The 22,418-nt window shown below is 51.6% G+C and carries 23 protein-coding genes and 1 pseudogene; 13 read left to right on the top strand and 11 right to left on the bottom strand.

Annotated features, from left to right (window positions below; all coding sequences use genetic code 11):
* Window positions 1-231: hypothetical protein (locus AYW79_RS16115; protein ID WP_231884544.1), on the top strand; the 231-nt coding region annotated here is incomplete at its 5' end.
* A 258-nt stretch (window positions 232-489) separates the two neighbouring features.
* Window positions 490-1,701 (top strand): hypothetical protein, encoded by a 1,212-nt coding sequence (locus AYW79_RS11405; RefSeq protein WP_067565900.1) that lies wholly within the window; start codon window positions 490-492, stop codon window positions 1,699-1,701.
* A gap of 353 nt (window positions 1,702-2,054) precedes the next feature.
* Here AYW79_RS11405 and AYW79_RS11400 read toward each other — a convergent pair whose 3' ends face one another.
* The 3 genes from AYW79_RS11400 to AYW79_RS15600 are packed head-to-tail and all read right to left on the bottom strand — an operon-like array spanning window position 2,055 to window position 5,258.
* Window positions 2,055-3,581: a recombinase family protein gene (locus AYW79_RS11400; protein ID WP_067565897.1), complete on the bottom strand. Its 1,527-nt coding sequence runs from the start codon at window positions 3,579-3,581 to the stop codon at window positions 2,055-2,057.
* Window positions 3,568-5,103 carry a recombinase family protein gene (locus tag AYW79_RS11395; protein WP_067565894.1) on the bottom strand — a complete coding sequence of 512 codons (1,536 nt, stop codon included), beginning with the start codon at window positions 5,101-5,103 and terminating at the stop codon, window positions 3,568-3,570. Before AYW79_RS11395 ends, AYW79_RS11400 begins: the two co-directional genes overlap by 14 nt.
* Window positions 5,094-5,258, bottom strand: a complete 165-nt coding sequence (locus AYW79_RS15600; protein WP_156481757.1) for a hypothetical protein — start codon at window positions 5,256-5,258, stop codon at window positions 5,094-5,096. Before AYW79_RS15600 ends, AYW79_RS11395 begins: the two co-directional genes overlap by 10 nt.
* 166 nt (window positions 5,259-5,424) lie before the next feature.
* Between AYW79_RS15600 and AYW79_RS11390 the strand changes: the two genes are divergently transcribed.
* Window positions 5,425-5,625, top strand: coding sequence for a helix-turn-helix domain-containing protein (locus AYW79_RS11390; RefSeq protein WP_067565891.1), 201 nt, complete (start codon window positions 5,425-5,427; stop codon window positions 5,623-5,625).
* A gap of 286 nt (window positions 5,626-5,911) precedes the next feature.
* Here AYW79_RS11390 and AYW79_RS15595 read toward each other — a convergent pair whose 3' ends face one another.
* Window positions 5,912-6,073, bottom strand: a complete 162-nt coding sequence (locus tag AYW79_RS15595) for a hypothetical protein (RefSeq protein WP_156481758.1) — start codon at window positions 6,071-6,073, stop codon at window positions 5,912-5,914.
* Window positions 6,074-6,186: 113 nt separating this feature from the next.
* Between AYW79_RS15595 and AYW79_RS11385 the strand changes: the two genes are divergently transcribed.
* Entirely contained in the window at window positions 6,187-7,644 is a 1,458-nt protein-coding gene (locus AYW79_RS11385) for a recombinase family protein (protein WP_067565888.1), read from the top strand.
* Here the strand turns inward: AYW79_RS11385 and AYW79_RS11380 are convergent.
* From AYW79_RS11380 to AYW79_RS11365, 4 genes are all read right to left on the bottom strand, one after another.
* Entirely contained in the window at window positions 7,573-7,974 is a 402-nt protein-coding gene (locus tag AYW79_RS11380; protein ID WP_067565885.1) for a hypothetical protein, read from the bottom strand. The genes AYW79_RS11385 and AYW79_RS11380 overlap by 72 nt on opposite strands.
* 134 nt (window positions 7,975-8,108) lie before the next feature.
* The gene (locus AYW79_RS11375; protein ID WP_067565882.1) at window positions 8,109-8,855 is read right to left on the bottom strand and encodes a hypothetical protein; all 747 of its coding nucleotides are present in this window, start codon (window positions 8,853-8,855) and stop codon (window positions 8,109-8,111) included.
* Between the two features lie 143 nt (window positions 8,856-8,998).
* Window positions 8,999-10,180, bottom strand: coding sequence for a M20 family metallopeptidase (locus AYW79_RS11370; protein ID WP_067565879.1), 1,182 nt, complete (start codon window positions 10,178-10,180; stop codon window positions 8,999-9,001).
* Between the two features lie 19 nt (window positions 10,181-10,199).
* Complete coding sequence (locus tag AYW79_RS11365; RefSeq protein WP_067565876.1) at window positions 10,200-10,676, bottom strand: flavin reductase family protein; 477 nt, start codon at window positions 10,674-10,676, stop codon at window positions 10,200-10,202.
* Between the two features lie 146 nt (window positions 10,677-10,822).
* Between AYW79_RS11365 and AYW79_RS11360 the strand changes: the two genes are divergently transcribed.
* On the top strand, window positions 10,823-11,035 hold the full coding sequence (locus tag AYW79_RS11360) for a hypothetical protein (protein ID WP_067565873.1): 213 nt from the start codon (window positions 10,823-10,825) through the stop codon (window positions 11,033-11,035).
* Here the strand turns inward: AYW79_RS11360 and AYW79_RS11355 are convergent.
* A complete protein-coding gene (locus AYW79_RS11355) occupies window positions 11,001-11,957 on the bottom strand; it encodes a 2-hydroxyacid dehydrogenase (RefSeq protein ID WP_067565870.1) in 957 nt (318 codons plus the stop codon). The two genes, AYW79_RS11360 and AYW79_RS11355, sit on opposite strands and share 35 nt — an antisense overlap.
* Before the next feature lie 57 nt (window positions 11,958-12,014).
* Window positions 12,015-13,670: a glutamine--tRNA ligase/YqeY domain fusion protein gene (locus AYW79_RS11350; RefSeq protein WP_231877741.1), complete on the bottom strand. Its 1,656-nt coding sequence runs from the start codon at window positions 13,668-13,670 to the stop codon at window positions 12,015-12,017.
* Window positions 13,671-13,854: 184 nt separating this feature from the next.
* On the opposite strand from AYW79_RS11350, the gene AYW79_RS11345 reads away from it, so the two are divergent.
* From AYW79_RS11345 to AYW79_RS11315, 7 genes are all read left to right on the top strand, one after another.
* Window positions 13,855-14,991, top strand: a complete 1,137-nt coding sequence (locus tag AYW79_RS11345) for a zinc-dependent alcohol dehydrogenase (protein ID WP_067565864.1) — start codon at window positions 13,855-13,857, stop codon at window positions 14,989-14,991.
* 84 nt (window positions 14,992-15,075) lie between these two features.
* Window positions 15,076-15,696 (top strand): TetR/AcrR family transcriptional regulator, encoded by a 621-nt coding sequence (locus AYW79_RS11340; RefSeq protein WP_067565861.1) that lies wholly within the window; start codon window positions 15,076-15,078, stop codon window positions 15,694-15,696.
* A gap of 77 nt (window positions 15,697-15,773) precedes the next feature.
* Window positions 15,774-16,115 carry a hypothetical protein gene (locus AYW79_RS11335; protein ID WP_067952690.1) on the top strand — a complete coding sequence of 114 codons (342 nt, stop codon included), beginning with the start codon at window positions 15,774-15,776 and terminating at the stop codon, window positions 16,113-16,115.
* A gap of 98 nt (window positions 16,116-16,213) precedes the next feature.
* Complete coding sequence (locus AYW79_RS16270) at window positions 16,214-17,137, top strand: methyl-accepting chemotaxis protein (protein WP_067565855.1); 924 nt, start codon at window positions 16,214-16,216, stop codon at window positions 17,135-17,137.
* 235 nt (window positions 17,138-17,372) lie between these two features.
* A complete protein-coding gene (locus AYW79_RS11325) occupies window positions 17,373-18,119 on the top strand; it encodes a (Fe-S)-binding protein (RefSeq protein WP_067565905.1) in 747 nt (248 codons plus the stop codon).
* Window positions 18,116-19,573 (top strand): LutB/LldF family L-lactate oxidation iron-sulfur protein, encoded by a 1,458-nt coding sequence (locus tag AYW79_RS11320; protein WP_067565852.1) that lies wholly within the window; start codon window positions 18,116-18,118, stop codon window positions 19,571-19,573. The genes AYW79_RS11325 and AYW79_RS11320 overlap by 4 nt, the downstream gene beginning before the upstream one ends.
* A complete protein-coding gene (locus AYW79_RS11315) occupies window positions 19,570-20,259 on the top strand; it encodes a LutC/YkgG family protein (RefSeq protein ID WP_067565847.1) in 690 nt (229 codons plus the stop codon). The genes AYW79_RS11320 and AYW79_RS11315 overlap by 4 nt, the downstream gene beginning before the upstream one ends.
* A gap of 93 nt (window positions 20,260-20,352) precedes the next feature.
* On the opposite strand, the gene AYW79_RS11310 is transcribed toward AYW79_RS11315, so the two are convergent.
* Window positions 20,353-21,570 (bottom strand): MFS transporter, encoded by a 1,218-nt coding sequence (locus AYW79_RS11310; protein ID WP_067565844.1) that lies wholly within the window; start codon window positions 21,568-21,570, stop codon window positions 20,353-20,355.
* 108 nt (window positions 21,571-21,678) lie between these two features.
* Between AYW79_RS11310 and AYW79_RS11305 the strand changes: the two are divergent.
* Window positions 21,679-22,284, top strand: a pseudogene (locus AYW79_RS11305) (HAD family hydrolase); the annotation flags it as partial.
* Window positions 22,285-22,418 lie beyond the last annotated feature (134 nt).

Raw genomic sequence — 22,418 nt, 5'->3', positions numbered from 1 at the left:
GGCCTGTCCATGTTCCTTAAAATCCTCATGTCCCGTCCAAAATCGATAAATGAAAAAATCCGTACCAAAACGACACTCGCCCTTTCGTCTCTTGCTTGCAAAGGGATTCTTCAGAAAAGTGCCGAATATAGATTCTATCGTGTGTTCCTTCTTCGTTTCGAGTTGCAGCGCCAGTTGCAAGACACGAAAGGATTTCAGTTTGTCACGCGAGCTGTAAACGGTCCGTTCTGAAATACGCGACCAACTGTAATTTTAGATACACAAACATCGGCAAATTTGTCCCCGTTGGTTTTCAGCCATTGGTTGAGCAATTGCAAAATCACCATCATTTAACCCGTATATGATTGTCACCACGGTGGCTCTTGCGCATTCGGGCAGGTTAGCTGAAGATGAATACGTTTTTTGACGGGAAATCGAGGTTCTGGTGGGTCAGTTATGATATCCTAGACACGTTGTTATATTGTTAACGGAATATTGGAGGTGGACAAATTGTCGTTGACAAGCATGTTAAGTGATAACGCCGAAGTTAAATCTTTGTTCTCGACGCTGCCGAATTTCAAAGGTCTATGTAAAACCCTGAATGATGATGGTGCCCCCTTTCCAAAAGGTATACCCCCTGTAGCAGATTTGGTTCAAGGTGCAAACGCGGGTAACGTCGGCATGGCTTATGATTACTGGCTACGTGCTTATTTGCAACGAATCAATCAAGACTATGAAGAACCCGTCGTGGTCGCGGACCAGGCGATGCGTCGTCTTATATTGGGGCTCACACAATTTGGAATGGAAGATTCATTACCTGAGATAACAGAAAAGTACAATATAAGCAGGGAAATCAGAAGGCAGTACAGTCGGGGAGACAATGTGGATGAACGCGGGCTGTATGAGGCTTGTGTATTTTTGGGCTACATGGAGGCTTACTACAGGTCAGGATACGTCCGTCAAAACGGTTACGATGTAGACTCCCGTGAAGTGCATGATTTGTCTCAAATTGCAGACAAAACGATGGATGTTGAAGCTTTTTTTAAGAAGGAAAATCGCATATTGTACAATCCAACATTCGGGGACATGTCCGCGTTGGTCGGTGGAGCAGATGCGGATTTTGTTATTGATACCATGTTGGTCGATATAAAGACGGTACGACGTTTAGGTTATCAAGCTGAGCACATGCGGCAACTTATCGGTTACTACATACTATCGAAGTTCGATAGAGATTTCCCCGTTGAGATAGGCAAAATAGGGGTGTTCTTTTCGAGGTTTAACCGTTTCGTGTATTTAACGATTGCCGACATCAAGACCGTGTTCGACTTAGATGAGTTCGCTGAAAAATTTATTGGAATTCTTCAAAAACAGAGATCGCCTAGGGTTGAAAACAAAGTCAAAGCGATGATGACCAAAGATGAGGAGGCTCAGGAAAGAATTGCTGAGGTTACGTTCAAACGAGCCCTCCGACATGCTGGACACATAATACTGAATCAATATGCTGATGATGAAGGCTTATTAGTTGATAAGAGAAATAATCGTCCAGTCAGTCGAGCAACAATCACGAAGGCTGTCGGTGGAAAACGAATTATGGACTTGGCTTTAGAAAAAGGTCTGCTTCATGAAACTGTTATACAGGACAAGTCTGCGTTTGTCTTGGATATGAGCGTACTTCGTTTAATGTCACGTGATCGTCGCTTACCGATTTTGTTGTCAGACTGACTGAGGGTTTCGTATGTAAGGAAATTACAATTAATGCCATCGAAATAATGTTGGTGGTGACCAAACCGTAATTTTTCAGCTACACAGCAAGAGCAAATTGCCCCTGCTGTTATTCAACTATCGGGTGCTTATCTGCAATAGCGGTGCAACCTGAGTGCTGCATGGCTATTCATCGTTACACTAGTATGAATTGCCGTTCTCCAAGGCAACAAAGCTGAAGAAGAAATGGCGGCGTATTCTCTCCATTTTCATTAAAATGACACGAAAACCTCTCGTCATTTACAAACGATCTATTCTCAGAACACCCCCACTCTCATTCTGCCCCCCGATTCAACATCATCGCAGAATATACCCTACCATCGACCTACGACATCCAGTTCAATCGTTTGATCCTCAACCGATGTCGCCACTACCTCGGTAATCAACGCAAGCGTCAGCCTGCGGAAATCTTGTTCGTTCAAGAGATCCAAGCGCACCTCTCGCAGTGCGCTCTCATCGGTGACCCACGCGTTTAGGCGTCGCTGCATCTGCTTTAATTCATCCTGCTCTTCTCGCGTTTTGTCCATCTGTTCCTTGAGCACACGGCAGTATTCGTCCATCACACCCCACAGTTCACTGGCATTATCGAGACCTTTCTGGTGATCGCGCGCAACCTCGTGCTCCAATTGATCCTTTACGATCTTGATTTCTGCATGTTCGATCGCCGCCGCCAACGCCGCTTTCTCGTGATCGATCTTTTCTTTCACCCGTTCGACCGCCGTCTCCCACTGCCGCTCATTTTTCGAGACCCACGGATGAAAAACGTCATCGATCAGAATTTGATGCAATGCCCCCATGTCCATGCAGAGTCTGCATTCCGGACATTCATAATACCGAGATCCTGTCCTTCCAAATGTTGAGCGTGTTTGGCGATTTTGGCCGCGCAAAAAGTTTTCCATCCCTCTTTTCCTGCAATCTCCACAGACGAGAAGCCCCGCCAATAGAAACGGTGTCTTAAAAGTCTTCGGCGCGATTTCCCTTTTCTGTTTTTTCTCATACAGATCGTAGCACGTTCTCCACTCTTCAAACGAAAGTACCGGCTCGATGTGAGGATCGGAACCCATGATCCACTGCGCGAGCGGTTGAAAGCTCATGCGCGCCTTCTTTTTGACTTTGTCCATGCTACGATAACCGGCATAAAAGGGATTCAAGACAATCGACTTGACCCGCTCTTTATTTGGTGTGACGCGATCCGCTTTGAGCCACCCCAGGCGTTTCGCGATCGCCGAGAATCCGTCGCCGTTTGAATACCACATAAAAATGGACCGAATGTGTTCGGCTTGTTGAAAAGATTCAATAACAAAACGACCCTCCCGTTTTACATACCCGTAGGGCAACCTGCCATTGATCGCTTCACCGTGTTTCACCATGTAAAGAAACGTATCCCGGGTTCGTTCCGAGGTCTGATCCACTTCAAATTTGGAAACGCCATCGCGGATCAATTGCGTTAAAATTTCCACATTCTTGGGATTGTACAAGGTTTCGGTGTCACACAGAAAGACAGGGATGCCCCGCAAAGCGATGCGGATTTGAGCATGTTCAATCGGATCACGCGCCAAACGACTGTCACTGTACACAAGGATGACATCAAATTTGCCATCACTCGCATCATTGATCATCCGCAACAACGCTTTGCGTTGGGTCATTTTCACTTTCGTAGCCGATACATCCGGATCGAGGTATTTTTCCACGATTTCACAACCATACTTCTTGCAAAATCGCTCGGCGGTATTCTCTTGCATCATCATTTCTTGATTCTTGGTCGAATGACGGCCATAAAACGCGGCACGCAAAAGCGTATCCGGCTGCCTCAAACGTTCCATGATTTCATGAAGAGACATGGGACACCACCTTTTGAAATGGGTGGCGAAACACAAGAGCCTCGATCGTATTTTTGCTGACCCGCACTTCCAAAAGGAGATCCGCGAGTAGTTCTCGCCGACGCACGGCCGACCCTTGCTTCAGCTCGATCTTTAGATCTTGAATGCGGATGTTTCGCCGCTTTGTCCCCAGCGGAAACGCATGCAATGAACGAAGTTCTGCCTCCAGTCTGTGCATCGTATGATGGAGATTGTCGAGATTCGTTTTCGTTTGAAAAATCTCAGGCATACTCACGCGCGTTTGCATATACTGCGATACATCCTTCTTTAAACGCGTCTGTAGAATCGTCCGCTGATGTTGAAGCTTCTCCATCTCCGCTTTAATTCGCCTGCGTTCCTCTGCCATCACCTCCCGATACAATGCATCCCCATTCTCCTTTAGGAGGATGGACAGAAACCCCACGACTTCTTCATCAATTTTTTCCTCACATTTCGTTGCGGAGATACGCACAGGACACGTTTTGGTGGGACAATAATACCCATCCATCGGTTCCTGTTTTCGCCACGATGTTCTCCCCACGAGAGGATGTTTGCAAAATTCACAAACGATCAATCCCTCAAGAACAAATTCTCGTTTCTTGGTTTCATGTTGAACCGCAAGAAACGGCTTCATCGCTTGATTCGTCGCTTCCCATGCTTCAGGAGAAATGATCGCGCACTCAGGCCGATCCACTTCGTACATTTGATCCTCCCATGTTTTGCGATGTTTTCCCATGTAGAGTGAATTCGTCAAAAGACCACGCAAATTGGTATCGGTCCATCTGGCGTTTGGTTCCTTAGCGCCTCCTTCATCGTATTCTATCTCCTCCTCCTCGGATTCCAAGCGCTCCCGTCTCGGATGTCTCTCATTTTGCAGCTGAACAAAGGCAGAGAATTTTTGCTCCCCTCGCGTAGTCGACCACTGGAGAAAGTCCGAATAAATCCCTTTGATCTCTTCCTTTACCTCGTCTGACTGAAAATGAATCTCCGGTTTATCTTGTTTCCCTTCAATCGCCACCAGGCCATACGGTAGATTTCCCACCGTCTTCTTGTTCACGAAATTCGTGATTTGCGTTTCACGTAGACGCTCAACGATTACTTCCGCCTCACGCTCAATAATTCCCGCGTAAATGAGTTCAATGAATTCCCCGAACGGTGAGTAAAACACCGGGTATTCCTTTCCAGACGTAAAAATGATCTTCACGTCAAATTTGCGGCACAGACGATAAAATTCCATGTACTCACTCGCTCTTCGCGCCAGACGATCCCGTTTATAGACAATAATCGTCCCAATTAAATTAGAGCGGATGTCCTGTCGCAATCGATGCATCGCGGGCCGTTCGATCTCTGATTTTTTTCGTGCCGACTTCCCCTCATCGTCGTAGTGATCTTGAAGGGTCATTCCGTGCTTTTGTGCATAAAGTTTTGCGTTGTCCTTTTGCATCGGAACGGAATTTTCCTGTTGTTCGAGAGAACTTCGGTAATACGCCACCGTCATTCGCATGGATTCACATCCTCGTTGGGCTCGTGCTTTGTATCCATTTTATGATCTTGACACGAGCGATAGAGCGCTTGCGCTAACACATCCAGCCACAGACGACCGGCCTTTGGATCGTACACATATTGAATCGAGCGAACACGAATTCGATTCCTCTCCATCCCTTCACTCCCTTGGCGTACATGGTGTCCAAAGGATTTTCGGTATATGCACTATAGTTATCCGTCATGCATGAATTTTTAAGAGACAGATGATAAGCTTTTACCATAGATCCATCCATATAAATCGAGGTGAACCCGTCTGAGTGATTTATGTCGAGAAGTGGGGATGAGAATTCGTCAACTCCGCACCAAACAGCGCATGAGCCAAGAGACCTTGGCACAAGCGTCAGGACTTTCAAAACGATATGTCGGTATGATTGAACGTGGAATCGGTAATGTAAGCTTGGAGAGCCTTGAAAAAATCACCACCGCACTCGACGTCATGCTGAAAATTAGTTTCGAACAAATGCCCCCATCCGAATCATGATGAACACGTTCACGAATGATCTTCACACCCGTATGAGGTTTAACCTATCGTTATCTTCCCGTTTCACCCTATGAAATCACGATTTTAAAAGATTCATCACGCAGATGCCGCATCATCATCCATGGCATCTGCTTTTTTATGTGGACTTTTGCCCAAGTAAAGTTAGGGATTTCCTGTCGTATCTCAAATCGTCAGCCACTAAGATAGGTAAGAGGAAATCCTTTTGGGCATTGTTTTTTATAAGCTTGTCCAACGTAGTTGGCGGAATTATAAATCTTTAGTATAACTACGGCGTTTTGGAATCAATAAGATCATGGGTAGCAATTCGCCCATCTTGAATGGCGCGTTCGATAATGCGGCGAATTTCTTCGTTGAAACGCATAAGTGCTTCTTCCGAGGGGGAATTCGCCTGGATAACAAGATATATACATGTATTGTTATCCAACACGATCACGCTCCCCACTAAGGTTCAGGCATTAACGTATCGTATGCTGCGATCACTTTTTCTGTGTCTGTCCTATTTATTTTTCAGAGGCCAACTTCAAAATTAGGGTGATCGCCATGAGCGAAACATGGTTTGCGCGTATTTATATACGTGTTTCGACGGATGAACAGGCTGATGAGGGATATTCGATTGACGCGCAGCGTGAGAGGTTAAAGGCCTATGCATTATCGCAAGACTGGGTCATCCAAGATAGCTACATCGAAGAAGGCGTCAGCGCCAAAAACATGGATCGGCCTGAGTTAAAGCGCTTGCTCAATGATTTAAAAGCTGACCATTCTGATCATAAAATTGTGCTTGTCTATAAATTAGATCGACTAACACGCTCTGTTTCTGATCTCCATACGCTTCTAGACTACTTCGATCGCCATCAAACGAAATTTCGGAGCGCCACAGAAGTGTATGATACGACAACGGCGATCGGCCGACTCTTTATCACACTCGTCGGGGCGATGGCACAGTGGGAACGTGAAAATCTCGCTGAACGCACTAAAATGGGACAGATTGAAATGACTCGGCAAGGGAAATGGTCAGGGGGTCATCGACCTTTTGGATATGATTACAACAATGGAAATCTGAAAATCAATCATGCTGAAGCAGCAATCGTTAAAGAAATTTACGATCGCTATCTGGCAGGAAGCGGCACACCCAAGATATTGAAGTGGCTCAATGATCCTACGCATCCACAGCTTGCGTCCAATAAAAGATGGACATTGAACAATCTAAAATATGTTCTACAAAACCCGCTTTACTGCGGCATGGTGCGTTATGGATACAGAGATCTAAAGGGAAGGAGACAAACGAATTCAATGATCGAAGAGGGGAATCACGAAGCAATTCTTAGTCTAGAGAATTTTAATCGTGCACAGGAACTAAGAAGTAAACGCAAAACAATGCCGAGTCGAAGTGGTACGGGCACCTATTCGTTGACAGGAATCCTGCGCTGTGGTAAATGTGGCTATTCAATGTCAGGAGATACGCGATACAAGAAGAATAAATTGGAAAGTGAGCCTAGACGCTATTATACATGCGTCGAGAGAATCCATTCAGGACTTTGTGATATGCCTCGGCAAAAAGAGAGTCACCTTGAAAATGCTGTTTTGACACACTTAGAACAGTATCATCAGGATTTAAGTCGTGATATGTCGACGTTTACATTAAGATCAGATGATCAGGCTGAAATGGATGCTCTACGTAATGAAATATCAAAAATCACTTCACGGAAAAATCGATGGATGAATGCATTTGAAAATGGTGATATTGAATCAAATGTCCTTAAAGATCGTTTGAACGAACTCCGCAGCAAGGAAACTCTATTCGCCGAGAAGATTCATGCATTGGAACAAATGAATGCCAAATCCCTGGATCTCGCCACGCTTAAAACCATTCTAGGCTCATTTCGCGCGACGTGGGGGATTGCAACGGTACAGGAAAGAAAAGAACTGCTACGCACGATCATAAAAGAAATCACCGTTTATCCAGATCGCATTCTCATTCATTTTCATGGGGGTGTATAAGAGATAACTAGCGAACGCTAACCACCACCACCACCAACCGCCGCCCCACCAACCATAGCCGGGCGCGCCGTAGCCACCCCCGTAACCGGGACGTCCACCCATCCCCGGACCATATCCGTATGCGGCGAGCGCGAGATCCAAGCGCTCTTCATCCGATTTGCCTGAGAAATTCATTCCATTCACAAGTCCCTGCGGCGCATAAGTACGTGGCACCGACATCAAAACACCTTGCTGTGTCACCTGACGCACAATCCCATGGTGAGCCCCCCACGGTGTCGAGAACTGCACCCACTGTCCAACCGCCCTTTGACATTGACCATACGTGCACATTACGCGTAAACCTCCTTTCATTCCTCATTCTTCAACGTATGCGGATGCTCTGGGTAGCTCTTGGTTCAAATGCACCCTGACATACACCCATTTCAAATCAATAGGCCTCGCGCGCGACAGGTTTTTCGTATCTCTCAGAAGAATCCGGGCGGCATCGGCGGCTGCGGTCTGCGCGGCTGCCCTGTGTACGGATCGATGAACGATGAAGATTGCCGAAAATTCGGATAGCCAGGCATGCGCGACCTCACGGATCGATTCATCCCTGGGCCATGCGGATAGGGACGTACGGTTGGCGTTTGAAACCCATGACCTTGCATCGAAGAGAAGCGAGTAGGTACAGGCGTCCTCCGTTGCGCCATTCCAGGATGCGGCATAAAAGGATCTGCGAAGCGCGATGCAGGCACGCGCATCTGCATCGGTGGCATCTGCGATGGCTGAGAACCAAACATTCCCCGGTTTGCCAAATCGTTTCCAACATTGTGCGGCGCTGGAGCCGCAGTCCTCATTCCCATCTGGGGAGGGTGTGAGTAGCCGCCAGGTCTGAGCGATCCTTCCCCCTTTCCATTTGACCCACCCTGCCAAAGCGCTGCCGCTTTCTTCGGCAAAAATCCTTGCAATCGCTCGCGAATCATAGTCGAGAGCGACGGGGATGCAGTCTTCGCCTCAGAGGGGCGTTCCGACGCACCCCGCGAAGTGCCCGCCGCAAAAGGCGTCGCGCCTGCCTGCGTAGCAAACGGCGAAAATGAGGGGTGCATCCCTTGCCCACCCAAACCATCCGCGGTTCCTTGTCCAGATTCAGGCGCCTGCGCGGCTGCCTGCGTATCTTTCGTTTTTTGTTGCGGTGACGCGAGATCCATGAACCGCTTGACCCACTCATTCACAACAGTTCCACCTCTTTCCGCCTGTTCTATACGATGCAAGAACGCACGCAAACGTTTCGCATAAACGCGGAGAAGGTCACAACTGAAAAAATAAAAACCCCTTCCGAATGGAAAGGGTAAAGCCCACAGATGCATCGCACGAATCAGTCCATCAGTGCGAAGACGGCCGTCACAAACGACTGAACGCCGACCGGAAGCGCGTCTTCATCAACTGTAAACTTCGGGTGGTGATGCGGATAGATGATGCCTTTTTCTACGTTGCCAGCACCAATAAAAAAGAAGCATCCCGGCACCTTTTGCTGATACGCCGAAAAGTCTTCGCCACCCATCGACGGCACCGCATCCTGAACGATCACATCGCCAAACTGCTCGACAAACGCCGCCTTCAATTGGGCAGTGAGCGCTGCATCATTCACGACAGGGTGATAGCCATTCGTATACTTGAATTCATAGCTCGCGCCGTGCGCATCTGTCACACCGCGGATCACCCGCTCCATCATGCCCGGCGCGGCTGCGCGAAGGGACGCGTCAAACGTCCGCACAGTCCCTGATAGAGTGGCCGAGTCGGGAATGACGTTAAACGCCGTACCCGCGTGAAACGTGGTGACCGAGAGCACCATTGGCTTGAGCGGATCGCGGTTGCGCGCGACGACATGCTGCAAGTTCGTCACGAGTTGCGCACCGATCGCGATACTGTCCACCGTCTGGTCAGGGTGTGCAGCGTGACCGCCCTTCCCTTTAATCGTGATCGTAAACGTGTCAGGTGCCGCCATGACAGGGCCTGGCGCGATCGCGATCTGACCGCAAGGCAGACTCGCCCAGAGGTGCGTTCCAATCACCTGATCTACACCTTCAAGCACACCCGCATCGACCATCTCCTGTGCGCCGCCTGGGAAAAGTTCCTCCGCATGCTGAAACAAAAAGCGAATCTCCCCTGCGATATGTTCGCGCATACCAGCGAGCACGGTCGCTGTGCCCAACAGCATCGCGGTGTGGCCGTCGTGACCACACGCGTGCATGGCGCCAGGATTCTTTGAGACAAAGTCAAACGTGTTTTCTTCAAGGATCGGGAGCGCATCCATATCTGCGCGAATCGCGAGCACTCGTCCTGGTCGATCACCGATAAGGCGCGCCATGACACTCGTTTTCGTGGGTCTTGTCACGGTTAATCCGTCGACGGCGCACAACTGATCGTAGACGTATTGGGACGTATTCTCTTCGTGAAACGACACCTCCGGATGCTCATGCAGATAGCGTCGCCACGCAACCACCTTCTCTGCGATCGGATCCGTCTTTGTACGCAATTCGTTCATCGTGATGGACATTGCGATCCCTCCCCCGGTTTTACTCCATAAGCGAACGGTATCCGCCTGAAAAATACACGAGCGGCTGTTTTTCTTCCGCAACTTCAGCCTCTTCGATCAGCCCAACATAGATAAAGTGATCACCCGCGTCGATCTTTTGCGATACGCGGCAGTCGAGGAATACGAGCGCGTCCGGTAATTTAGGATTGCCAAACGCGCTTTTCTCAAAATCAAGCCCTGCAAACTTATCTTCGCTGCGCGACGCGAAGCGATTGGAAAGATCGACCTGCGCCTCCGACAGAATGTGAACGGCAAACACCTGACTCGCGTCAATCTGATCAATCGCGGAGGATCGCTTATCAATACACACGAGAATGAGCGGTGGTTCTAGCGAGACCGAACTGAATGCAGACACCGTCAATCCCGCCCGCTGTTCTCCGTGCGATGTGGTCACGACGGTGACGCCACTTGCAAATCGTCCCAGCGACGCGCGAAATGTTTGTGCATCAATCGCCAATGTGTTTCATCCTTTCTCGTTCGAATGCCTTCACCTCACTCCCGCGAAAGTCAATCGATCTCATACATGATTCTACTTCAGGGTACACTATTTTTTGCTGAACAAGTACATCTTTTGCGATAAAACATCATGCAGGAGTGAGAGAAATGTTCTACAACACAGAAAAAGGCCAATTCCATATCCGCAAGCTCGGAAACCACTACAGTGTCATCAAACTGCCCGACTTTACAGAGGCGCATGTCGGGACAGGTCACATTCTCTCGTCATTCTCATCCGCAGAAGAAGCGCAATCGTATTGCGACGCGTGGGAACAAGAAGATCCGTTCACACGCGATCAAACGGCGCCTCCCCTCTCATGACGAGCACCGCGTTTTCAAGCGCCCGTCGCGCCATGCGCGTGCGCGTTTCAAGCGTTGCCGAACCAATGTGCGGGAGAAGCACCGCACGCGCCTCGCGCAGGAGAGGATGGTTGGCGGCGATGGGCTCCTGTGCTAAGACATCAAGGCCCGCACCGGCGATCGTTTTTGCGTGAAGCGCCGCGCACAGCGCATCCTCATCCACCACACTCCCGCGCGACGCGTTGATGAGCATAGCGCTTCGTTTCATGTGCGATAGCGCGTGCTGATCGATCAAATGCCGCGTCGCGTCACCGCCGGGCAATAGCGGTACGACAAAATCCGACGTCTGCAAGAGAGTGGTCAGATCACTGTACGACACACCCAACGCCTCTTCCACATCCGGTTTTGGTGTGCGGCTCCAATAGAGAATCCGCATCCCAAACCCACGCGCGCGCCGCGCCACCGCCTGCGCAATGCCGCCCATACCGAGCAACCCAATTGTCTTTCCATAAACATCAATACCGAGAAACTGAAACGGTTGCCACGTTCCCCACTGCCCATTGCGCAGCGCCCGTTCCGCCTGCGGCACTTGTCGGGCTGTCGCCAGCAAAAGGGCAAACACCAGATCTGCCGTCGTCTCCGTCAGCACATCAGGCGTATGACACACGACAATCCCGCGCGTATTCGCCGCCGATCGATCGATATGCTCGTAGCCCACCGACATGGTTGAAATCACAGCGAGCGACGGTCCCGCCGCGTCCATGACCTCCTCGTCGATACGCTCCGTAAGCATTGTCACGATGCCACGCGCCCCAGCAACGCGTGCGAGCAATTCTTCACGCGGAATCGCCTGCTCCTCATGCTCATACATTGCAAGCGACACATCCGCCGGAACTGCATCGCACACCTCGCGAGGAAGCTTTCTCGTCAAAAAGAGTTTCATGAATGCCACCCCCGATTGGGCTGAAAGCGTTCCATCACACAACAACGCTCGCGGCGGCTACAAAACTTCGTACGAACTCTTTAGTGACACCACACGATTAAACACTGGATGTGACCACGTGCTCAACATAGAGTCTTCGTGAAAATACCCGTGGCGGAAAAACTGATACGTGGACGCCGCATTCTCCTTCACCATCTGCGCCTCGATGTAGCCGATCCATTGCGTCAGGGAGTTTGGGTTGAGCAACCGTTCGCCGTCATCCCCCCCATTTTCACTTTCCGTCAGGTAAATCGGCTCAAAAAGTTGGAATGTCGCCGCGCGCGCCTCGCGCGCGCACACCCAGTGAATCGTGCCCTTTACCTTGCGCCCCGTAAAACCGCTCCCCGATTTGGTCTCCGGATCATACGTGCAGTGCACCTCGCTGACCTTTCCCGCCGCATCGTAAATGACCTTTTCACAGCGGATGAAGTACGCGTGCTTTAAACGCACTTCCTGCCCCGGCGTCAAGCGAAAATACTTCGGTGGCGGATTTTCCATGAAATCATCCTGCTCAATCCAGATCTCCCGCCCAAACGGAATCTGACGCACGCCAAGTTCCGGGTTCTCACTGTTGTTCTCCGCTTCCAGCCACTCCAATTGACCCTCAGGATAATTGAGAATAACCACGCGCAGCGGTCGCAACACAGCCATCGTTCGCGGCGCCACAAGCTTCAAATCTTCGCGCACAAAATACTCAAGCATCCGCTCGTCCACCATGCTGTTGCTCTTGGCCACGCCGACTTCGCGCGCGAATGTCCGAATCGCCCCTGGCGTATAGCCCTTCCGGCGCAGCCCTGCAATCGTCGGCATGCGCGGGTCATCCCACCCGTCGACGACCCCCTGCTCTACCAACGCCTTGAGATTGCGCTTGCTCATCACTGTATTCGTCATATTCAAGCGCGCAAACTCGTACTGGTGTGGCACCGTTGGCATCTCGCACGCGCGAATCACCCAGTCATAGAGTGGCCGATGATCCTCGAATTCGAGCGTACAAATCGAGTGCGTCACACCCTCGATCGCGTCTTCTAGCGGGTGGGCGTAGTCATACATCGGATAGATGCACCACGCATTCTTTGCGCGATAGTGTGGCGCGTGCGCGATGCGATAGAGAATCGGGTCGCGCAGGTTGATATTCGGTGACGCCATATCGATTTTGGCGCGCAACACCTTTGCCCCATCCGCAAACTCCCCGCACCGCATCCGCTCAAACTGATCGAGGTTCTCTTCGGCGGAGCGATTCCGAAACGGACTCGGCGTTCCCGGCTCCGTAAGCGTACCGCGCGTCGCGCGAATCTCTTCGCCTGACAGTTCACACACATAGGCGAGACCTTTTCGAATGAGCAGCTTCGCGCGCTCAAACATCTCCTCATAATAGTCTGACGCATAGCACAAGCGATCCCACGCATACCCGAGCCAGCGCACATCCTCTTCGATTGCCCGCGCGTACTCTTCATCCTCTTTTAAAGGATTAGTGTCGTCAAAGCGCAAATGCGTGCGTCCGCCAAACTCGTTCGCCAAGTCAAAATTCAGGCAAATCGACTTCGCGTGTCCGATATGCAAATACCCGTTTGGTTCTGGCGGAAACCGCGTCACCACTTCTGCCACGCGACCTTCGCGCAAATCCTCTTCAATAATCTTCTTTATATAGTTGCTTGCTGCCCCGTTTGTCGTAATTACGTTCACACGATCCATCCTTCGTTCGCCCCATCCGCATACGCAGCGAGTGACAGTTGTTGTATCGATCTATCGTACCTTATTTTCGCACACAACGTTGCAAGATGCATCTGAGAAACGCCTGCCGCCGGTTAAATTTCCCTGTGCCGACGCATCCTACATCAAAACGAGGAGGGCTCTCATCATGCGCGCCGTGACCTATCAAGGACGCAAACATGTCGACGTTAAAAATGTGCCTGACCCAAAACTGGTCAAGGCGGATGACCTCGTCATCCAGGTGACTTCTGCCGCGATCTGCGGATCCGATCTCCATTTAATTCACGGCATGATCCCGAACTTGCAAAAGGGGTATATTCTCGGTCACGAGGCGATGGGTGTGGTCGTCGCGGCAGGACCCGATGTAGAACGGGTGCGCGTCGGACAGCGCGTGATTGTTCCTTTTAACATCGCGTGCGGAACATGCATCTACTGTCAAAATCAGTTGGAGGGTCTCTGTGACAATTCGAATGAGCACAACGAGACTGGCGCCATCTACGGCTACTCTGACACCTTTGGCGGTTATGACGGAGGTCAGGCGGAACTCTTGCGTGTTCCCTACGGTAACTTCGGCTCTTTTGTCGTTCCCGAATCATGTGAGCGCGACGATGAAGAGTTGCTCTTCTTGTCAGACATCCTGCCGACCGCCTACTGGGGCGTGCGCAACGCTGGCGTGAAAAAAGGGGATACCGTGGTCGTGTTGGGGTGCGGGCCCGTCGGATTGCTCGCACAACGTTTCTCGTGGATGGAGGGAGCCGCGCGCGTCATCGCCGTCGATCGACTCGATTATCGCTTAGCGCATGCCAAACGGACCAACCATGTAGAAACGATCCATTTTGAGCGGCAACAGCACACAGGTGACATGATCAAGGAGATGACCCGCGGCGGTGCGGATGTGGTGATCGACTGTGTCGGACTCGATGGAAAGATGAACCCGATCGAAGTGGTCGAATCTGCGCTTAAACTCCAAGTTGGGACGCTCAGCGCGATCGTAATCGCGTCGCAATGCGTTCGCAAGGGCGGCGTCATTCAACTGATCGGCGTCTACGGTGCGCGCTACAACGCGTTTCCACTAGGCGACCTGTTTTCCCGTGGCGTCACGCTCAAGATGGGACAAGCGTCGGTGATTCACTTGTTGCCTGAACTTTTTCGCATGATTGAAAACGAGACGTTACGGGCGACAGATTTGATCACCCATCGCTTGCCGCTGTCAGAAGCGCCGCATGCGTATCGCGTGTTTGATCAAAAAGAAGAAGACTGCATCAAAGTGGTCTTAAAACCTTAACAGCCGATCCAGCACGATATGCTATACTCAAAAATAGGACGAGGTGTAACGTTTACCCAGGCACGGTGCAGAGAGGGGTGTTTCGTGACGGTACGAGAGAAACCGCGCCGCTTAGGACGCCCCAAACAATCTGAACAAACCGAATTGACGGCTGATCGCATCTTGAACGTCGCTTCCCAACTGTTTATTGAGCACGGCTATGAGTCCGTCAGCACCGAGACGGTCGCCACCGCGTGCGGCGTGACGAAAGCAATGGTCTACTACTACTTTCAATCAAAGGCAAACCTGTTTCTTGCGGCGATTCAGGCGACCATGGAAAATGTCCGCGTACGCACGGAACAACTGCTTGCGTCAGATCTTCCACTCTACGACCGCCTGTTAACGATTGCTTTTGTGCGTCTGCGCATCCATACACCGCTCAGCCTTGAGCTGATCATGCGAGGAAGCGAAAAGTCATTGACGGATGAGCAATTTCGTGCGATGAAAGAAGCAGAAGAACGCTTGATCGAGACGGTTGCGAGAGCGATGAGACGAGCAGCCGAGCGCGGCGAGATCACCCCTGGTGACGTTCAACTTTACGCGCGTATGTACCTCGCCGCGCTCGGTGTAGCGAAAGAGAGCTTAGAAGCGCAGGAAGGCGCGCTCGAAGATCACGCCAAACGCGTGCTAGACTTATTCTGGCACGGAATTGAGTATCGCGTTTAGCCCAGACACGCCGTTGCAGATAAACGCCAAGGAGAGGAAGAGTCGATCTGATCCAATTTGCTCGCAAGCTGATCCATTTGATTCGCCCCGCCATCGTCCTCTTGATTCTGGCGTTGCTCATTCTCGGAATCATCGGATTTATGGCGCGGTGGTCCATGCTTTTGTACCATCCCGGACTACTTTTCGACGATTTCTATTCCATTGTCGACGACCTCTTCTCTCTCTTGTTGCTCTATGAAGTACTTGATTTGCTGCGCAGCCTTTCCCCCGTTCGCTTGCTCGATCTTCTTCTCACTATCTTTGCGCGAAAGCTGCTCCTCTCGCCTGGCAATCCTTCGCTGACCCAGGACATGTGGGTGTTTGTCATCATGCTCATCCTACGCCTTGTGTGGACACGCTTCTCTGAGAAAGAAACCTGATGTCTACTTGAGAGAGTTCAATGAAAAACCAACGTCTATCGATTCGTGCCTCTAGGTGGGATATAATGGACACAGATTGTGAGAGGACGAGGTGACCGATGAGCGAATTGGCCATACTGACCGCCAAAGATGAGGCAGCACTTCAAAACAAAAAAGAATGGTTCGAACTGCGAGCGCCAGAAGTCGCGAATGCATTTTTGCAAATGACCGCAGAGCATTCCGGCATGCGAAATGTCATGGAGCAGTCGAGCAGCCAACGACTCTATCAGGTGGTCGTCGAAGTGTTCACTGCACTCGGTTCCGTCACACAGAGCGATTTGAAACAACTTGCGTCGCGCATCGCCCAGACGCACCAACGATTCAAAGTGAAAAACGCGTACGTCATGGTGATGATTCAGGCGATCATGGAGTTTGGCTTAGCCCATCTTGACGTGTGGGGCGAGGATATTGTGAGTTACCTCCGCGCGCTAAAAATCCTGGAGAATGGCATTGTCACGGAAAACGCGCGCTTACTCGAAATGGATGTGGAAAAACAGATCGATCAGTGGATGACGGTCGCCGCAACCGCCCAACAGCAGATCAACGATATTGAAGAACGCATGAATCGTATCGCGGACAATGATCGATTCGTCAAAAAAATGTATCACGATATGATGAACACGATACCTGAAGTAAAGCAAGCCGCCGAATCCATTCAGGATATCGCGGCGCAATCGAACCTGCTCGGTCTCAATGCGGCGATTGAGGCGGCGCGCGCAGGAGAAGCGGGGCGCGGGTTCGGCGTCGTCGCGGACGAGATTCGCAAACTTGCCACCGCGAGCCGCGGCTATGCCGCATCCGCGAGTGAGACGGCCAACTCGCTGGAGCAAAACGTCCGCGAGACGCTCAGTGGGATGGATGTGGTGCGTGAGCAACTCGACGCACTGCACATCTCGATCAGCGCAGTGACAGAGCAGATCGCCGCGACAAAACAGATCGCGTCGGAGATTCACGAAGAAGTGCAATCGGCGGGGCGATCGTAAACCACCCGACATCATAAAACCTTCTATCCTTGTGATCGCACAAACGGGCAAAGGGAGACTCGAACTTCTTGAGAGTCTCCCTTTGTGTTTTATATGAAAGAATCACTAAAGATTCTCCCCGTAAATATGTTACGATTATAGAATACCGTTACCAAATTTCGATCGTATGCGCTTTCATCTTCATACGCAGGTTCACAACTGCATGAAATGTCATTCTTACGTGGAGGTCGTCACACTGCGAGCATCCCTTTTTATCACGTGCCTCATCGACAATTTATACCCTCAGGTCGCCGAATCGATGGTGAAGATCCTTGACCGCTATGGCGTGCGCATCGATGTTCCAATGACGCAGACGTGCTGCGGACAGCCCGCCTATAACAGCGGCTACGTCGATGAAGCGCGAACGGTTGGCGCGACACTTCTCGACGCGTTCGAAGACGCGGAGTATGTCATCACAGGCTCCGGGTCATGCGCAGGCATGATTCACCACGATTATCCCTTTCTCTTCCAATCAGATGAACGTCTCGCCGCGCGCGCAGAGAAACTCAAAGCAAAGACGTATGAGTTTTCCCAGTTTCTCGTCAACGTCCTCGGCGTTCGCGACGTCGGCGCGCGCTTTCCCCACCGCGTCACATACCATCCGTCGTGTCACGGCGCACGTCTGCTCGGCATCAAAAACGAACCTGAGACACTCCTCTCCCGTGTCAAAGAAATCGATTTCGTCGAACTTCCTTACGCATCCGATTGCTGCGGATTTGGCGGCACGTTCGCCGTAAAGATGGCAGAGATCTCGGCGGCAATGGTCACAGAAAAAACTGCACACATCCACGAAACGAACGCCTCCTTTCTTGTTGGCACCGATATGGGCTGTCTCATGAACATCGATGGACGACTGAAGCGCGAAGGAAGCACTGTGCAGGTCAAACACCTCGCTGAGCTGCTCTATGAAGGCATCCTGCTCGAAGAAGGAGCATCCCGATGAATGTGCCAAAAGAAGTGGATCACTCCCAACAAGATTTGAGCGAGCGTTCCCACCGCGCACTTCAGGATGAATTTCTGCGTTCTGCGGTGCGCTTCACCGTCGACCGCTTGCGGAGTAAGAAAAAATCGAGCACAGAACACATCCCCCATTGGGAAGACTTGCGTGAACAAGGGCGTGCCATTCGCTCGCACACGATCGCCCATCTCGATGCGTATCTCGGTCAGTTCGCAAAACATGTCCGCGCGGCGGGAGGTCAGGTACATTTTGCGACAGACGCGCGTGAGGCAAACGCGCGCGTGCTTGAGATCGTTCGCCAAAAAGAGGCGCGCTCCGTGATCAAGTCAAAGTCGATGGTGTCCGAAGAGATTGAGGTCAATCATCACCTCGAGGCAGCCGGCATCGACGTCGTAGAGTCAGATCTCGGCGAATACATCATTCAACTCGCGGGAGAGACGCCTTCCCACATCATCATTCCATCGATTCACAAAAACCGGGAACAGATCAAAGACTTGTTTACGGCAGACGGCGGCGCCGATCTCACGACAGACACCAAAGTGTTGGCGAGCTTCGCGCGCCGACGCATGCGCGAACGTTTCTTACAGGCAGACATTGGCATGACGGGCTGCAATTTTGGCATTGCCGAGTCGGGAACGATCGTCCTCTTTACGAATGAAGGGAACGCCGACATGGTGGCGAATTTGCCGAAGACACACATTGTTTTGATGGGGATGGAGCGCGTCCTGCCCTCTTTGGCTGACCTCGAAGTGATTGCAAACCTTCTGCCGCGAAGCGCAACTGGGCAGAAATTAACGACATATATGTCGATGATCACCGGAACAAAAAGACCAAGTGAAGTCGACGGCGCGCAGGAGTTGCACGTGATCATCCTCGACAATGGGCGCTCAAAACAACTGGGCGATGAACATTTTCAGGAGGTTCTCAACTGCATTCGCTGTGGGGCATGTCTTAATGTTTGCCCTGTATACCGGCAAATCGGCGGTCACGCCTACGGTTCCGTCTATCCCGGACCGATTGGCGCCGTGCTCACACCCCTGCTTGAAGAGAGTGACGCGCATGACGATTTACCCTATGCGTCAAGCCTTTGCGGTGCGTGCTATGAGGCGTGCCCCGTTAAAATTCCACTTCACGAGATGCTGGTCAAACTGCGACAGCGCAAGGTGCGTGCTGGCAAGACATCGCCACAAGAGCGCGCGCTGATGAAAGGTTTTGCGTGGGGGTTTGGGAATCACCGCCGCTATCGCCTGATGATGAAAGCGGGACGCCTCGTGCAGATGCCCCTTGTCAAAAAAGGGCAAATCGACGCAGCGTTTGGTCCACTATCGGCGTGGACAGCGAGCCGAGCGGCGCCCATGCTCGTCGCGACGTCTTTTCGCGAGCGCTGGCCGTCGCTTGAGCAGACACTCACAGCGAATAAGGGAGATGACAAAGCGTGAATGAGCAGGCTTTTTTGACCATGGTTGCAAAACGCCTCGGACGCGACCACGCTGCACAAGTCGCGCCTGTGCGCGACGCAGCCATGGATGCGTCACCCCACACTCCATCGCCAACCGAATCGCGCGAACTCGCGGCAAAATTTGCGCGTGAACTTGAGACGCTGGGTGGAGAAGTGCGCCAGCTTGAGAATGATACACAGATTCCGGCAACTGTACGGGAGTGGCTCGACGCGCTACACCCACAGCGCGTCGGAGTCTGGGGTGGAGCCTTTGTAGAAGAGTTCGCGCTCGCAGAGGTGCTAAAGCCGTATCAAACCATCGTCTGGGGATCTGCGAATTGTATTGACGCCTATCAACATGTCGATGTCAGCATCACTGGTTGCGCGTATGCGATCGCTGACACCGGGACGATTGTGCTCCTGAGCGCCCCAGAGCGAGGACGCTCGGTCGCCGTGTTGCCAACCGTGCACCTTGTCATCCTTTTTCACGATCAGATCAAGCCGAACATGGGGGGAGTTTTGAAAGAACTCTCCGCAATTCGAGAGGCGCTACCTTCCTCTGTCCATTTCATCAGCGGCCCCAGCCGCTCGTCAGACATTGAGAATGACCAGACGATTGGGATTCACGGACCCGCCGCCGTGCTCGCACTCGTCGTCAAAAATCGCTTTACTCACCCATACGCATAAGTCATTGATCTGCGACGGCAGCCCTCACGAAAGCAGGGCTGCCAAATCCCAACCAAAATTTAAGCGTCGCAGCTTCAAACGATATCTTCTGCGCTATGACGTCAATGAGCGAGCTGACAGTGCATCTTTACTCAGATCATCCCGAATCGGGAGCAGCATCGTAACGCCTCCCAGAAAACAAAGCCCACCCATCATGATAAAAAGATGCGCAAGCGAAACAAGCACCATCATACCGCCGAAAACGGCCAACCCGAGCGGAGTTGCAATCGTGGCGAGCGCACCCACCAACCCGAAGACGCGGCCGCGCATTTCAGGGATCACCACGCGAACCAAGAGTGCGCCGAGCGAGCCGTTTAGAATTCCGACGCTTAAACCGCAAATCAGCAAGAGTCCCATCGCCCAATAGGTAGAGAGAAACGCGCCCACCGCAGAGATCGTCAGTCCCGCAATCATTAACCCGAGCATTAGGGTCGTGCGCAAAGGCACCCTTTTCGTGACTGCACCAAGCAGGAACCCACCAACAATGATGCCCACAAAAAATGCCGCGCCAATCAGTCCAAGCCAGAATGCACTCGCGTGGAGCGGGCCGCGCACCCAGGCGGTCATTGCGATGTCAAACGGCGCCATCCCAAAATTTGTCACGATCGAGGCAGAGAGGATCAGGATCATCATCTTGGATCGCCCAATCCATTGCAGTCCCTCACGCCACTCCTGAAAAAAGGAGCTGGACGTCACAACGCGCGGTGGCTCATCTGCCCGAACAAAGAGCAGGCTGATGACAGAGACAAGGAAGGAGATGCCATTTGCGATAAAAAGCAGTGGGGCGCCAAGCGCCACAAGAAGTGCGCCGCCACCCATCTGTCCTGCTAATTGGGCCAGCGCGCCACCCGATTGATTCATCCCCATCGCCGCAGGAACTTGCTCGTCACCTACAACCAGTGGAATCAAAACCGTTACGGCAGGCCCGAAGAAGACGCCTGCGAGTTGAAGCAGAAGTACGCTCAAAACAATCCACGGAAATGGGAATTTGAGATAGGCGATAAGCCCGATGAATAAGGAGATCCCAAACCGCAATAGATCGACGACCACCATCGTTTTACGCTTTTTAAAGCGGTCGACAAAAACGCCTGCGAAGAGGCCAGCAAGGTTAGGAAGGGATTGGACAAAGCCAACGGTGGCTAACGCTAGTTTCGAGTTGGTAGACAAATAAACATACCACGGGAGTGCCAGCGCAAATACGTTGCTCCCGAACATCGAAATCAATTGACCAGAAAGGAGGATTGAGAAAGATCGATTGCGGAGCACTGACATTGGCCAGCCACCTTCCGGCGGTTCTTGATAAAGAATATAACACGCAGGCTGGCAAGTGAAAGCAAATCTATGAGATGATATGCGCATAAGGAGCGTGGATGATTTTTTATGAAAGCATTGATCTTTGACATGGATGGCGTGATTATTGACAGCGAGCCGATTCATTTCGCAGTCGATGCGGAATTTTTAAAGCGGCTCGGCGTCCATGAAGGCCCTGAATATATGGAACAGTTTGTAGGCATGAGAAATCCCGATATCTGGAAACGTATCGCAGAAGAGCATCAACTGAATATCAACCTCGACTCGATCTTAGAAGAACAGCGGGTGCACAAGGTTCAATTGATCCGAGAAACGCCGCTGGAACCGATCGCCGGCATTCGCGATTTGATTGACGATTTGCGTGCGCGTGGCATTCCTTTCGGACTGGCATCCTCTTCACCCCGCCCGTTGATCGAGGCCGTTCTTGTGAAGTTTGGGATCATCCACGCGTTTAGCGCCAGCGTGAGCGGAGAAGAAGTGCCGTATGGAAAGCCTGCGCCGGACATCTATCTCGAAGCGGCGAAAACACTCGACGTTGCGCCAAAAGATTGCGTCGTCATCGAAGATGCACGCCACGGAGTGCTCGCCGCCAAACGCGCCGGGATGATGTGTATCGGGTTTCAAAATGTAAACTCCGGCGCGCAGGATCTCTCCAAGGCAGATTGGGTCGTCGACTCGATCCGCGAGGTCACTGTGGAGCGCATTCTAGAGCGAATGGGGCGCGTTAACCCGCGCAACACGACAATGTCGACACATCCCGATCAAACGTGAGAGCCGCCAGTTTAAGCCCTTCAGCCATGGTCAAATAC

It is taken from the genome of Ferroacidibacillus organovorans, from assembly GCF_001642725.1.
GTDB classification, from domain to species: Bacteria; Bacillota; Bacilli; order Alicyclobacillales; family SLC66; genus Ferroacidibacillus; species Ferroacidibacillus organovorans.
This window is presented reverse-complemented; position numbering and strand designations above follow the sequence as displayed.

Excerpts from the sequence above, each read along its gene's own strand:
- AYW79_RS11400 (WP_067565897.1), bottom strand. The coding sequence starts at position 3,581 with ATGTCTCTTCATGAAATCATGGAACGTTTGAGGCAGCCGGATACGCTT.
- AYW79_RS11395 (WP_067565894.1), bottom strand. The coding sequence starts at position 5,103 with ATGCGAATGACGGTGGCGTATTACCGAAGTTCTCTCGAACAACAGGAA.
- AYW79_RS15600 (WP_156481757.1), bottom strand. The coding sequence starts at position 5,258 with ATGGAGAGGAATCGAATTCGTGTTCGCTCGATTCAATATGTGTACGAT.
- AYW79_RS11390 (WP_067565891.1), top strand. The coding sequence starts at position 5,425 with ATGAGAATTCGTCAACTCCGCACCAAACAGCGCATGAGCCAAGAGACC.
- AYW79_RS11385 (WP_067565888.1), top strand. The coding sequence starts at position 6,187 with ATGAGCGAAACATGGTTTGCGCGTATTTATATACGTGTTTCGACGGAT.
- AYW79_RS11380 (WP_067565885.1), bottom strand. The coding sequence starts at position 7,974 with ATGTGCACGTATGGTCAATGTCAAAGGGCGGTTGGACAGTGGGTGCAG.
- AYW79_RS11370 (WP_067565879.1), bottom strand. The coding sequence starts at position 10,180 with ATGTCCATCACGATGAACGAATTGCGTACAAAGACGGATCCGATCGCA.
- AYW79_RS11360 (WP_067565873.1), top strand. The coding sequence starts at position 10,823 with ATGTTCTACAACACAGAAAAAGGCCAATTCCATATCCGCAAGCTCGGA.
- AYW79_RS11355 (WP_067565870.1), bottom strand. The coding sequence starts at position 11,957 with ATGAAACTCTTTTTGACGAGAAAGCTTCCTCGCGAGGTGTGCGATGCA.
- AYW79_RS11345 (WP_067565864.1), top strand. The coding sequence starts at position 13,855 with ATGCGCGCCGTGACCTATCAAGGACGCAAACATGTCGACGTTAAAAAT.
- AYW79_RS16270 (WP_067565855.1), top strand. The coding sequence starts at position 16,214 with ATGAGCGAATTGGCCATACTGACCGCCAAAGATGAGGCAGCACTTCAA.
- AYW79_RS11320 (WP_067565852.1), top strand. The coding sequence starts at position 18,116 with ATGAATGTGCCAAAAGAAGTGGATCACTCCCAACAAGATTTGAGCGAG.
- AYW79_RS11310 (WP_067565844.1), bottom strand. The coding sequence starts at position 21,570 with ATGTCAGTGCTCCGCAATCGATCTTTCTCAATCCTCCTTTCTGGTCAA.